We start from the raw sequence: 12,630 nt of genomic DNA on the forward strand, positions 1-12,630 counted from the left end.
TAACCGCAAAGGGCACAAAGGTTTGAAATCCTTTTAATCTTTATAATCTGTGGCTTAAAAAGGAATACAGATAACATGTTTTTTTTAATGTTTTTGAAATCTGTTTTTATCTGCGTCTTTATTTTTGTAAATCCATGTTATCCGCGTTCTTTTTTCGTGACCAACTTCTTTAATCTGTGGTATAGATTATTCTTATCTCAGGTTATATCGTAATCCGAAAAAACCGCGTATTCCTTGATTTGGTCCATAAACATAAGTAGTGTCGAATGTTAACCCGTATGGATTGCTAGGTGTTACGAGTACTTTTCCGTTTGGGTCGTATTGCACGTTCTTATCAAATGGGTCATTGGTTCTCGAAATAAGGAATGGATTGTTTCGCTTTGGTGTAAAGTTGAGTAGGTTCTTTATTCCGGCATATAATTCGAAATTTTTCCAACCACTATAAGTAAACTGTATATTTTGTAGACTATACCAAGGCGAGTTTGGGCTTCTTGGGTCGGTATCGCTTAATAATGGTAGTTTCATCGGGCTGTATAAATTTCCAGTATAATCGATAGCCAAATCAATAGGATTGATTTTATATGAGATACTCCATGTTGCTGTGAATTTCTCAGTTAGATATGGTCTTTCTCGAACTCCGTCTTCTACATTGGAAACATCCATAATCGTTGCGCCGGTAATTAATTTTAATCCGTTATTGAAGTTCACATCAATGTTTGTGCTAATTCCCTGACTTACCGCATAACCATTAATATTATCGTAAATGATTTTGTTTGGGTCGGTTATATAATCCGAAATTATCTTATTGCTAAAGCGTGTGTGAAATGCTGTAGTTTCAATACCGATAAATGTTCCACTTGAAAAATATATTTTTTTGATGTAGTTTAAATTGGCATTGACCGATTTTTCTGGATTTAGATTATTCGCAATAACCACTTCTCTTGAACCTGTTAAAGCTGCGTGGTCTTCTGTAAATAAATTGACTACTCTATAACCCGTTCCGGCGTTAAAGCGTAGGATATTGTTGTCGTTGAATTTTAATTTATAGGCAAATCTTGGTGTGATAATATTTCCGTGAACTGAGTTGTAATCGTATCGAAGCCCTAAAAGTATTTTATGTTTTTCGCTGAATGTTATTTCGTCCTGCAAGAAAATACCGGGTAGCCATGTTTTTTCTGGATTGTTTTGTCCTTGTGATGAGGTTGCGGTTGTATTATCATCGTAATAGGTGTAACGGGAAGCAATTCCGGCAAGTAAATCATTACTTCGGATTTTCTTATCCCATGTAAGTTGAGCAAAACCTATTTTTTGATTGGCAATATAAGAGGTAGTTCCATAACGACTGTCCTGATAATGTACATTTCCTGAGAAGGAAAATATCAGTTTTTCATCTGTTGGTAATTGATAACTTCCTATAAGTTCTCCACGTTTCGTATAAATGCTTTCGCCGTAAATTTCGTCACCACCTCGGTATTTTTTCTCCCAGCGTACATCGCCACCCCAACGATCTTCATACATTCCGCGTCCAGCAAGGGTAAAAATTCTGTTTTCTTTTCTTTTAAAAGTCCATTTTTGGAATACCGAAATCCGATCTTGTAGCGTAACATCTGTAAAGCCATCATTATCATTGTCAATTCTTTGGTTATAGCTGAAATAGTTAACGCCTAATAATGCAGTTGCTTTTTTACCAGCATTGAATTTTACTCCTAAATCTACATTTGTTTCTAGCCAAGTTGTGGTAAAAACATCAGCAGAGAAAGTGGGTGCGTTGGCTGCGCTTTTGGTAATAATATTTATTAAACCTCCAACTGCTTCACTTCCGTATAAAGAAGATGCGGGCCCTTTTACAATTTCGATTCTTTCAACAAGTGAATTGGGAATTCCAGATAATCCATAAACAGTCGATAAACTACTTACGATAGGCATTCCGTCGATCATTACGGCTGTGTATGGACCTTCGAGACCATTTATATGAATGTCTCCAGTGTTACAAACGCCACAGTTAAGTTGAGGTCGGACTCCATTTACGTTTTGCAAAGCTTCATATATGTTGGCTGTTGGGTTTTTTTTGAAGAAAACAGGCGAATAAACTTCAACAGGAACAGCGCTTTCTAACCTTTTTACGGCTTTTAGAGTTCCTGAAATTACCACTTCATTTAGTTCATTTTCATCATTTGATAGTTTAAAATCTAAAAGTAACGGTTGATTTTCTTTGATAGAAATGTTCTTGGTTATCGTTTGAAATCCAAGCAATGAAATTTGAATTTTATAATTGCCTTGTGGGATGTTCTCTAATTTGTAATAGCCTAAACTATCGGTTTGGGTTTTGTAACTGTTTTTTAATAATTGAACACTTGCTTGTTGGTTTTCTTGGTTTTCAATCGATACTTTTCCTGAGATAGAGGAGGTATTCTGTGAAAATGAGGTTTGTAAGATTGAAAACAATAGTATCGAAAATAAATATTTCATATTATTTAAATTATATTTTAGACAAATCTAAAAATTATATTTGACAAACAAAATTATCATGTAGAAAAATATCATTTTACATTAAAGAAAACGGCTCATCGTTAATAATGAACCGCTTAATGCCCCAATCGCAAACCAAAACAATTGGGGTTATAAAAAACAATAATCTAAAAATGCTACTTTAACTATATTTAATGAAAATCTTCTTCTATAAGCTCTTTGTTAATAAAGGCACCAGCGATTGAGCCTGATGAAACTGCTAGAGCCAGGGAACGACCGAATGTACTGTTGTCACCAGCAGCATAAATTCCCGGGATAGTTGATTTTTGGAAAGTATCGACTTTTATTAAATTCTGTTCCGTTAGTTCACAACCTAGTTCTTGCGGTAAAGTGGAATGTTGTTCAAAAGGAGGTTTGGCATAAATAACTTTAATTGCAGTTTTTGATCCATCTTTAAAAACTATATTCATTAGCTTTCCTTCGTTATGGAGAAAATAATCGATTTCGCTTTCTACAATAGTGACATTGTTTTTTCTTAGAATTTTGCTTTGTTCATCTGTCAGGGTTGTTTCTCCATTTGTAAATAAAGTTAGGTCTTTTGTCCAGTTGGAAATCATTTTGGCGAATTCAAATCCAATAGGCCCGTTTGCAATAATGCCGGTTTTTTCATTTTTAACCTCATATCCGTGGCAGTATGGGCAATGTAATATTGAAACTCCCCAGCATTCTGCAAACCCATTTATTCCTGGAAATATGTCTTTTAAACCTGTTGCGAAAAGTAATTTTCGAGCAGAAAATGTTTCCCCTTTGTCGATTTTTATTTCAAAAGTTGTTTCATTTTTTATAGCTTTAGTTGCCTTTGCATTTATGAAAGTTATTGTTGGATATTTTAAGACTTGTTTTTTTGCTTTAGCATTAATATCCGAAGGCTTTTTGCCATCTAGGGTTATAAAATTGTGGGAATATGGAGTTTGTTGATTGCAGGGTTTTCCGCTATCGATTATTAATACTTTTCGCAAAGAGCGACCTAATGCCATTGCAGCAGAAAATCCTGCGTAGCTTCCACCAATTATTATAACATCATATTTATTATTGTCTATCATAGTTTTATGTTTAGTTTTTATGAAAATACTCTTGGAATAGGGAAAGGGTCTTTGTTTGGAAAAAAACCATCTTGAAAATCTATAATTTCATCTGGAGTACAAAGACATTTTTTTAGTTCTTCCAGGATTTCGGTTTCATTTAATTTTTGACCTATAAAAACAATCTCATTAAGTCGGTCACCAAAATCGGCAGTCCAGCGTTCTTCGATTATATCCTGAAATTCAATAAAATTGTTAAACGTCATGCGTTCGCCAAGCGGCATACTTGCCCACCAGACACCAGCGCCTTCTGCTTTCATTGATCCACCTGCCTGACTCCAGTTTATTGCTTGCTCAGGACGAGATGCCATCCACAATAATCCTTTACTTCGTATAATATTTGTGGGAAAATCGGACTTGATAAAATTCCAAAATCGTTGCGGATGAAAAGGTTTCGCATCTCGAAATACAAAAGAACTGATTCCATATTCTTCGGTTTCGGGTGTATGAATTCCTTCTAATTCTCTTATCCATCCCGCTGAAGCTTCTGCTTCTTCAAAGTTGAATAATCCAGTATTTATAATCTCTGATGGATTTACTTTTCCTAAAATCGAAGTAAGTATTTTGGCAACGGGATTTAGTTTTTGAATAGATGCTTTTAGTATTTCTAGTGATTCAGGAGTTATTAAATCGGTTTTGTTTAGAATAATAACATTGGCAAATTCTATTTGATCGACCAAAAGATTTACGATAGTGCGGTTGTCATTTTCTATATCCGATACATTTCGGTCTACGAGAGTTTCGGCAGAACCAAAGTCCTTGAAAAAGTTAAAGCTATCTACAACAGTAACCATCGTATCAACATAACTAAATCTTGATAAATCTATGTTTTCATCCTCATTTACAAATGAGAAAGTCTGTGCAACAGGAATGGGTTCACTAATACCGGTGCTTTCGATAAGTAAATAGTCAAAACGATTTTCCCTTGCGAGTTTTTCTACTTCGATCATTAAATCTTCTCGCAAAGTGCAACAAATACAACCATTACTCATCTCGACTAATTTTTCTTCGGTACGTGATAAAGCATGCTCGTTCTTCACAAGTTGAGCATCAATATTTACTTCGCTCATATCATTTACGATTACAGCAACTTTCAATCCCTCTTTATTGTGAAGAATATGGTTGAGCAAGGTTGTTTTTCCAGCTCCAAGGAATCCGCTTAATACTGTTACAGGTAGTTTTTTCATTGTTGTGTTTTTTTATGAGATCTGTAGTTTAAATAATGACCGGTTATCATTCCGATTCCTCCAATAAAGATTAGGTAGGTGTGAATGTCTACTATAATTTCTATTAGGATGCTTATAATAATCAGTGTCAAAGACAAAATCAGAATACTACTTATCAATAGATCGGATTTCTTTATTATTTTTATAACTGCAAAGAAACCTACAGATGCAAATAGTAAATCAATTAATGGGTTGTGGCTTATGCCTAAAGGAATGATTGTAAGTACAGGGAAGACAAGGCAGTGTATCAGGCATATAGTTGCGCTTGAAATCCCTAAAAAGTCCCAATTAAAAGTTGTTTTTGTTTTCATTTCTTGTATATTTGCTTAATGCAATATTGTTGCAAATATAGAAATTTATTTTAAATGCAACAATGTTGCGTTAATATTTTACATATGAAAGTTACCCGTAATACAGCGGCCAAAGGAGCCATCTTAGATTTAATTACCAATTCAGACTCGGCATTATCTCATTCGGAGATTCATAAACTAACTGCAGATTTATGTGATCGTGTTACTATTTACAGGATTTTGGATCGATTGGTTAATGAAGATGTGATTCATAAAATTGTTAACCTTGATGGAACCATTAAATATGCCAAATGCCATCATGCAAATCATGTGCATATTCATAATCACGTACATTTTAGTTGTGAGAAATGCCTTAAGGTTACTTGCATGGAGAATGTGCAGCCGAGTTACATAATTCCTCGTAATTATAAGGTAAACGATGTGAACTTTACTCTTTCGGGATTGTGCCCGAATTGTTTATAAAAGCATTTAACATTTAGACAAGGCTAAAAAAAATATTTGAGCAATACAATTTTTATATATATTTGCTTTAATAATTTTTTATGAAATGAGTAAATCTCTAGAAGAAGTTAACCAGTCGGTTCATACGCAAAATAAATCATCGGTTTTTAGAAAGATATTAGCATTTTTTGGTCCTGCATATTTAGTAAGTGTAGGATATATGGATCCAGGAAACTGGGCGACTGATATTGCTGGTGGAAGTCAGTTTGGGTATGCCTTACTTTGGGTTTTGTTAATGAGTAACTTAATGGCTTTGTTGTTACAAAGTTTAAGTGCCCGTTTAGGAATCGTAACGCAGCGTGATTTGGCGCAAGCTTCACGAGAAACGTACTCTAAACCGATCAACTATATTTTATACTTCCTTGCCGAAATTGCTATCGCAGCCTGTGATCTTGCGGAGGTTTTAGGAATGGCGATTGGTATTAATTTGTTATTTGATATTCCGCTTATCGAAGGTGTTTTAATTACTGTTCTTGATACTTTTTTATTATTGTTTTTGATAAATAAAGGTATTCGAAAAATGGAGGCTTTTATCATTGTATTGGTTGCAATTATTGGATTCTCTTTTGTTTTCGAAATGATTTTTGCCGAGCCGGAGCTAGATAAAGTATTATACGGATTGATTCCATCTTTGCCAAATTCTGCTGCTTTATATATTGCAATCGGTATTATCGGAGCTACTGTAATGCCTCATAATTTATACTTGCATTCCTCATTGGTTCAAACCAGAAAGTTTGATCGAAGTACTGCAGGAATCAAGCAAGCATTGAAATACAATCTTATCGATTCGACAATAGCTCTTAATCTTGCTTTTTTTGTAAATGCAGCTATTTTAATTTTGGCGGCAGCTACTTTTCATAGAAATGGCATGTTTGAAGTCGCCGAGATTCAAGATGCCCATAAGTTTTTGGAACCGCTTTTGGGAACTAAATGGGCACCAATCCTTTTTGCAGTTGCCTTAATTGCGGCTGGACAAAGTTCTACAATTACGGGGACTCTTGCTGGTCAGATTGTTATGGAAGGATATCTGAATTTAAGAATCCAGCCTTGGGTGCGTCGAATCATAACACGATTAATTGCAATAGTGCCTGCTGTTATTGTAATCTTAATTTACGGCGAGAGCGTCACAGGAAAATTGTTGATCTTGAGTCAGGTAATCCTGAGTTTACAATTGGGCTTTGCAATTATTCCGTTGATTCATTTTGTGAGCGATAAAACTAAGATGAAAGGATTCCACATAAGTCGATTAACACAGGTTACTGCATGGATCATTGCCTTAATTATTGTGTCGTTAAATGGGAAATTGGTTTATGATGAAATAACCGGTTGGCTGGAAACTGCCGAGAACCCCTTTATAATCTGGATTACCGTTGTGCCTTTGGCAATAGCATTTTTAGTTCTATTGCTTTATATTGTTATAAAACCATTTATTGTAAGGGCAAAATCTAATATTCAAAATCATTCACCGCATAATTTATCATTGCGTTTTTCTGTAAAAGAGACTTATAGTAAAAAGAATATTGCTATTTCTGTTGATTTCTCAAATGCCGATGAAGCAGCTATCAACAGTGCTTTTGAGTTGGGAGGTATAGAAGCCAATTATACTTTGATACATGTTGTTGAAACCGTTGGAGCTTTAATGTATGGACAGAATGTTGATGATCATGAAACCACAATTGATGAAAAATTGTTACTGGAATACAAAGTAATGCTTTCAGATAAAGGATTTAAGATCCAAACAGAACTAGGATTCGGAAAACCAAATAAGATCATCCCAGCCATTGTAAATAAAGGAAGTTTTGATATTCTGGTGATGGGAACACATGGACATACGGGCTTTAAAGATTTGATTTTTGGCACGACAGTCGACAAACTCCGTCATAAAATTTCAATACCTTTGTTTATTGTTAAAAAATAGCTACTAAGGTTCTGAGTTGTTAAGTTTCTAAGGTTTTCTAAGATTCTTAAATAACTTAGAACCTCAGATTCTTAGAACCTTAGAACCTCAAAAAAAATGACCTTCTCAGAAGAAAATTACCTTAAAGCCATTTACCATTTAACCACTTCTTCTGAAGCTGAAGTTAGTACCAATGCTATTGCCGAAATGATGGAGACCAAAGCTTCATCGGTAACGGATATGCTTAAAAAACTATCCGAAAAAGATTTGATAAACTATAAAAAATACCAAGGTGTTTCGCTTACAGTTAATGGAAAACTTGCCGCCAAAATGATTGTTCGTAAGCATCGTTTATGGGAAGTATTCCTAGTAGATAAACTTGATTTCTCTTGGGATGAAGTTCATGATATAGCCGAACAACTGGAACATATTAAATCGGAGCAATTAATTAATAGATTAGATGATTTTCTGGGTAATCCAACCGAGGATCCTCACGGGGACCCTATCCCGGATGCACTAGGTAGAATTATTAAAGTCGAAAAACAATTGCTTTCGGAACTAACAGAAAAGCAAGTCGGTGTTTGCGTAGGTGTAAAAGATACTTCATCGGAGTTTTTACAGTATCTGGACAAACAGGAAATAGCTTTGGGCTCGAAAATCGAATGTTTATCTAAAGAAAGCTTCGATCAATCATTGAAAATTAAAGTAAACGATAAGGAATTAACAATCTCTAATAAAATTGCCTCGAATTTATTCGTAAAGTTGGTTTGAAAATAGGTGGTAAGAAGTTAAGGTTTATGGTTATAGCGGCTAAAAAGTTTGCTTTTCACTGAAAAACTGACGCAATATTGAAACATGTAATATATGTTGATGTTGAATGAATTATTCTAAGGGAATATTTTAATACATTTGGGTTCAACCTAAAAAAGATTGTTTACATGAAAAAAATATTTACTCTTATTGCATTTTTTTATATTATGATTTCGATGGCACAAGTATCTGTTAGTGATGAATTAAAGATTAAAAAATCAGATTCTACTTTGGTTACTAAGATTAGATTAAAGAATGATTTGATAACAATAACTGGTTTGCCAAATTGGAAATTTAAAATGGTTTCGGGTGTTCCAACGGCATTCCCGAATGGTGTAATGGTTCAGGTTTTTACAGAACCTAATAAAATAAATTATTCTAAAGAGTTTTGTGAGTCCTATATACAATCGCAATGTAATGGCTTAAATGACAAATGTTCTTGCGAGAAGATAGATAATCGTGTAGTGTTTTTTGAAAGGCACTTTAGTGATAAAGAAATTAACTATTATTATAGATTTACTTATGTTTTATCTAATAGGGTAATTAATATTGATTGGTCTACAAAGATTCCCCTAGATGGAAAACAAGACGAGGTGGTAGCTATGATAGATGAGTTTGCTGAATTTTTAGCTAGAAATGCAATTAAGATTTCAAGTAATCATTTCGATAAAGCACCTGTAAAAAGTGTCAAAAAGTAGTAATGTCTTGATTTTAAGTTTTAATGGTTTAAATCAATCAGAATTCTATTAGGCTGAGTTTTATAAGTCGCGCTTCGATTACGCCTCAGGGCTATATTGGTTCTGAAATGTTAAAAGGTTCAAAGATTGTCCAGTTTATACATAAACCGAGCAACCTTTGAACCTTTATCTCTTAGTGGCTTAGGGCCTTTTTTTAAAAGTCTTAGTCCCTTTTCTTAGTGACATCCACAGTCATTCTCTCCACAGTCGCCCTTTTTCTTTTTAGGTTTCCAAAAAAACTTGCGAATAATGAAAGCAACTGCTGCAAATAGAATTATAAAGGCTATTATTTCTTGTACCATAATATTTTATTTTAATAATTGGTAGGCTAGTAAAGCCACAATGTATGCAAAACCACTCATTAATATGAGTTGGATCATTGGCCATTTCCAAGAGTTTGTTTCTTTTTTGGTAACGGCAAGTGTACTCGCGCATTGAAGTGCAAAAGCATAGAAGAGTAACAAGGAAACTCCTGAGGCAAAATTGAAAATTTTAGCGCCGGTTTCAGGGTTAATTTCTTGTTGCATTTTACTTTTTATAGTAGCTTCATTATCACTACCACCCACGCTATATATGGTTGCCAATGTACCTACAAAAACTTCTCTGGCTGCAAATGAACTAATAATTGCAATACCAATTTTCCAGTCATACCCTAAAGGAGAAATTGCTGGCTCGATGGTTTTACCCATTAATCCGATATAGGAGTTCTCTATTTTTTGAGATGCAATAGCTTCTTCAAGTTCAAGCTTATCAAGAGGCTTGTCTTTGGTTCTTTCTATTACGATAGCTTCTGCGTTATTAAAGTTGTTTCCGGGTCCGTAAGAGGCTAAAAACCATAAAATAACGGATATTGCCAAGATTATTTTTCCTGCGCCAAAAACGAATGCTTTTGTTTTCTCGATTACATTAATTGCTACGTTCTTGAATAATGGTAATTTGTAGTTTGGCATTTCGACTACAAAATATGTTTTGCCTTTTACTTTTAGGATTTTGTTTAAAATATAAGACGAGAAAATCGCCATTCCAAAACCTAGAAGATACAATAACATTAATGTCAATCCTTGCATGTTAAGTATTCCAAAAACACGTTCGTTAGGAATCACCAATGAAATAATAATGGCATACACAGGTAATCTGGCAGAACAGGTTGTAAATGGAGTTACCAGAATTGTGATTAATCTTTCTTTCCAGTTTTCTATATTTCTTGTTGCCATAATAGCTGGAATTGCACAGGCAGTACCCGAAATTAAAGGCACGATGCTTTTTCCTGACAATCCAAATTTACGCATGATTTTATCCATAAGAAAAACCACACGGCTCATATAACCACTTTCTTCAAGTATAGAAATAAAGAGGAACAAAAAGGCAATTTGGGGAATAAATATTAAGATACCTCCAATACCCGGGATAATTCCCTGCGATATTAAGTCGGTTAAGATTCCGCTTGGTAATTTTTCGGCTGCCAAAGAGCTTAACGATGCAAATGTGCTATCGATAAAATCCATTGGTATTGTTGACCATTGGAAAATAGATTGAAATATGATAAATAGTATGGCAAAAAACACCACATATCCCCAAACTTTGTGAGTTAAGACACGGTCTAGCTTTGCGCGGAAATCTTTGGCAACAGTATGATCTACTTTTAGACCTTCTTTTAAAACATCATTTATAAACTGATATCTTTTGATGGTTTCTTTTTGTTGCAAACGTTTTAACTCCGAATGTGATTTGGTAAAAGTACTTCTGATTTCGTTTCGATCAAGATTTAAAAAGTTTACGTCTTGTGTGATTACCAACCATAGTTTGTACAATAACTGGTTAGGGAAGGCGTGTTGTAAACTCTTAAAATACTCTGGATCAATGACCGATGCGTTTAAACAAGGTTCGTTCGGAATGTTTTTATAAGTAACAATTAAGTTTTTAAGCTCTTCGATTCCATGACCTTTACGGGAACTTATTAAAGCAATTTTTGTTTTTAAATGTTCTTCAAGATAAGGGATGTCAAGCGTTATTCCTTTGGTTTCCATTCTATCGGCCATGTTAATGACTAATATCGTTGGGATTTCAAGGTCTTTTATTTGAGTATAAAGAAGTAAGTTTCGTTTAAGATTTTCAACATCTGTAACAACAAGAGCTACATCCGGATATAGCTTGTCGTTTTTGTTTAGTAAAAGCTCAATTACCACATTCTCATCTATAGAACTGGCATTTAAGCTGTACGTTCCCGGTAAATCGAGAATGTTGGCTTTAATATTATTAGGTAATTTGCAAAAACCCATTTTTTTCTCAACAGTAATTCCCGGATAGTTTCCTACTTGCTGGTTAAGACCTGTTAATTGATTAAAAACTGAAGTTTTTCCTGTGTTTGGATTACCGATTAAGGCAACATTTATATTTTGGATATTCATTGCAAATTCTATTTGATTATTTCTACTTCAATTACACGAGCTGTTTCTATACGAATCGCTACATGTGAACCATTAATATTCAAATACAAGGGATCTCCAAAAGGAGCAATTTGAAGTAATTCGACCATATTACCCGGCAAACAACCCATTTCTAATAATTTCAACGGAACCAGATCAATATCAAATTCTTTGATAATGGCTTTTTCGCCTTTTTTCAGTGTGTGGATAGAATGTTTCAAGTTTATTTAGATTGAATTAATATTGCAATATTAATCATTTAATATTTATTTAAGGCCATTTTACGCTATGGTTTCAATGTTTTAAGATATAATTCACATATGAAATGTGATTCATTAAACGTTAAACAAAAACTGTTTATTCAGATAATTAACGCTTTTGGAAGGAATTATAAAACCGAAAAGTTATTCGGTACACAAAAAGTTAATATCTGCTATTAGTTTTTGAATATCTTCTTTTTTTGTTCCGTCATAAAAACCACGAACGCGTCTTTTTTGGTCTACCAAAACAAAGTTTTCGGTATGTACCATGTCATATAATTGATCTGGTCTTCCTAGTTTTACTGCCAAGTATGATTTTCGAGCCATGGTGTAAATTTCTTTTTTATCGCCAGTAACAAGATTCCATTTGCTATCTACTACACCATTTTTTATAGCGTAGGCTTTTAAAACAGGAATGCTGTCGGTTTCGGGAAATACGGTATGTGAAAGCAACATAACTTTTGGATTATTCAGAATTGCTTTTTGAACATCGGCTAGATTAGCGGTCATTTTAGGACATATAGAGCCACAAGTTGTGAAAAAGAAATCGGCTACGTATATTTTTCCTTCGTAATTTTTTTGAGTAATAGTATCTCCATTCTGATTTACAAATGAGAAATCGGCAATCGTATGGTATTTGCTTTTGTATTGCATAGTGCTGTCAACCAACTCAGGGTTTACATCGGCAGGATTGTAAATAGGTAATGTTTTACTTGGTTTTAAGGCTGTGTAAAATAGCGAAATTGTAATTGCAGAAAACACGAATAGGGCCAAGAAAAATTTCCTGTATTTGTAAAGTAAAGATTTCATAAACAAAATTTGGGGCAAAAGTACAAAAACCTCTTTTTAAA

General features: G+C 34.1%; 12 protein-coding genes. 4 read left to right on the forward strand and 8 right to left on the reverse strand.

Features of this window, described 5'->3' with window-relative positions; translation table 11 throughout:
• Window positions 1-192 precede the first annotated feature (192 nt).
• The 4 genes from OIU83_RS09685 to OIU83_RS09700 all read right to left on the reverse strand — a co-directional run bounded on the left by OIU83_RS09685 (window position 193) and on the right by OIU83_RS09700 (window position 5,148).
• Window positions 193-2,469, reverse strand: a complete 2,277-nt coding sequence (locus OIU83_RS09685) for a TonB-dependent receptor (protein ID WP_264206057.1) — start codon at window positions 2,467-2,469, stop codon at window positions 193-195.
• 191 nt (window positions 2,470-2,660) lie between these two features.
• On the reverse strand, window positions 2,661-3,572 hold the full coding sequence (locus tag OIU83_RS09690; RefSeq protein ID WP_264206058.1) for an NAD(P)/FAD-dependent oxidoreductase: 912 nt from the start codon (window positions 3,570-3,572) through the stop codon (window positions 2,661-2,663).
• 17 nt (window positions 3,573-3,589) lie between these two features.
• Window positions 3,590-4,798, reverse strand: a complete 1,209-nt coding sequence (locus OIU83_RS09695) for a GTP-binding protein (protein ID WP_264206059.1) — start codon at window positions 4,796-4,798, stop codon at window positions 3,590-3,592.
• Window positions 4,795-5,148 (reverse strand): MerC domain-containing protein, encoded by a 354-nt coding sequence (locus tag OIU83_RS09700; RefSeq protein WP_264206060.1) that lies wholly within the window; start codon window positions 5,146-5,148, stop codon window positions 4,795-4,797. The genes OIU83_RS09695 and OIU83_RS09700 overlap by 4 nt, the downstream gene beginning before the upstream one ends.
• 84 nt (window positions 5,149-5,232) lie before the next feature.
• Here OIU83_RS09700 and OIU83_RS09705 point away from each other — a divergent pair, with 84 nt between their 5' ends.
• From OIU83_RS09705 to OIU83_RS09720, 4 genes are all read left to right on the forward strand, one after another.
• Window positions 5,233-5,610, forward strand: coding sequence for a Fur family transcriptional regulator (locus tag OIU83_RS09705; protein WP_264206061.1), 378 nt, complete (start codon window positions 5,233-5,235; stop codon window positions 5,608-5,610).
• Window positions 5,611-5,695: 85 nt separating this feature from the next.
• Window positions 5,696-7,567: an Nramp family divalent metal transporter gene (locus tag OIU83_RS09710; RefSeq protein WP_264206062.1), complete on the forward strand. Its 1,872-nt coding sequence runs from the start codon at window positions 5,696-5,698 to the stop codon at window positions 7,565-7,567.
• A gap of 96 nt (window positions 7,568-7,663) precedes the next feature.
• Window positions 7,664-8,317 carry a metal-dependent transcriptional regulator gene (locus tag OIU83_RS09715; RefSeq protein WP_264206063.1) on the forward strand — a complete coding sequence of 218 codons (654 nt, stop codon included), beginning with the start codon at window positions 7,664-7,666 and terminating at the stop codon, window positions 8,315-8,317.
• 167 nt (window positions 8,318-8,484) lie between these two features.
• Window positions 8,485-9,054: a hypothetical protein gene (locus OIU83_RS09720; RefSeq protein ID WP_264206064.1), complete on the forward strand. Its 570-nt coding sequence runs from the start codon at window positions 8,485-8,487 to the stop codon at window positions 9,052-9,054.
• A 215-nt stretch (window positions 9,055-9,269) separates the two neighbouring features.
• Here the strand turns inward: OIU83_RS09720 and OIU83_RS09725 are convergent, their stop codons facing one another.
• The 4 genes from OIU83_RS09725 to OIU83_RS09740 all read right to left on the reverse strand — a co-directional run bounded on the left by OIU83_RS09725 (window position 9,270) and on the right by OIU83_RS09740 (window position 12,589).
• Window positions 9,270-9,395, reverse strand: coding sequence for a FeoB-associated Cys-rich membrane protein (locus OIU83_RS09725; protein ID WP_319005350.1), 126 nt, complete (start codon window positions 9,393-9,395; stop codon window positions 9,270-9,272).
• 6 nt (window positions 9,396-9,401) lie between these two features.
• Entirely contained in the window at window positions 9,402-11,501 is a 2,100-nt protein-coding gene (gene feoB / locus OIU83_RS09730) for a ferrous iron transport protein B (RefSeq protein ID WP_264206065.1), read from the reverse strand.
• An 8-nt stretch (window positions 11,502-11,509) separates the two neighbouring features.
• Window positions 11,510-11,740, reverse strand: coding sequence for a FeoA family protein (locus tag OIU83_RS09735; RefSeq protein WP_035618447.1), 231 nt, complete (start codon window positions 11,738-11,740; stop codon window positions 11,510-11,512).
• Between the two features lie 183 nt (window positions 11,741-11,923).
• Window positions 11,924-12,589 (reverse strand): SCO family protein, encoded by a 666-nt coding sequence (locus tag OIU83_RS09740; protein WP_264206066.1) that lies wholly within the window; start codon window positions 12,587-12,589, stop codon window positions 11,924-11,926.
• Window positions 12,590-12,630: the final 41 nt, after the last annotated feature.

Origin of the sequence: Flavobacterium shii, from assembly GCF_025847235.1 — a bacterium.
GTDB classification, from domain to species: domain Bacteria; phylum Bacteroidota; class Bacteroidia; order Flavobacteriales; family Flavobacteriaceae; genus Flavobacterium; species Flavobacterium shii.

What these genes read in the sequence shown, in the direction of transcription:
- OIU83_RS09685 (WP_264206057.1), bottom strand. Translation starts at nt 2,469, where the DNA reads ATGAAATATTTATTTTCGATACTATTGTTTTCAATCTTACAAACCTCA.
- OIU83_RS09690 (WP_264206058.1), bottom strand. Translation starts at nt 3,572, where the DNA reads ATGATAGACAATAATAAATATGATGTTATAATAATTGGTGGAAGCTAC.
- OIU83_RS09695 (WP_264206059.1), bottom strand. Translation starts at nt 4,798, where the DNA reads ATGAAAAAACTACCTGTAACAGTATTAAGCGGATTCCTTGGAGCTGGA.
- OIU83_RS09700 (WP_264206060.1), bottom strand. Translation starts at nt 5,148, where the DNA reads ATGAAAACAAAAACAACTTTTAATTGGGACTTTTTAGGGATTTCAAGC.
- OIU83_RS09705 (WP_264206061.1), top strand. Translation starts at nt 5,233, where the DNA reads ATGAAAGTTACCCGTAATACAGCGGCCAAAGGAGCCATCTTAGATTTA.
- OIU83_RS09710 (WP_264206062.1), top strand. Translation starts at nt 5,696, where the DNA reads ATGAGTAAATCTCTAGAAGAAGTTAACCAGTCGGTTCATACGCAAAAT.
- OIU83_RS09715 (WP_264206063.1), top strand. Translation starts at nt 7,664, where the DNA reads ATGACCTTCTCAGAAGAAAATTACCTTAAAGCCATTTACCATTTAACC.
- OIU83_RS09720 (WP_264206064.1), top strand. Translation starts at nt 8,485, where the DNA reads ATGAAAAAAATATTTACTCTTATTGCATTTTTTTATATTATGATTTCG.
- OIU83_RS09725 (WP_319005350.1), bottom strand. Translation starts at nt 9,395, where the DNA reads ATGGTACAAGAAATAATAGCCTTTATAATTCTATTTGCAGCAGTTGCT.
- feoB (WP_264206065.1), bottom strand. Translation starts at nt 11,501, where the DNA reads ATGAATATCCAAAATATAAATGTTGCCTTAATCGGTAATCCAAACACA.
- OIU83_RS09740 (WP_264206066.1), bottom strand. Translation starts at nt 12,589, where the DNA reads ATGAAATCTTTACTTTACAAATACAGGAAATTTTTCTTGGCCCTATTC.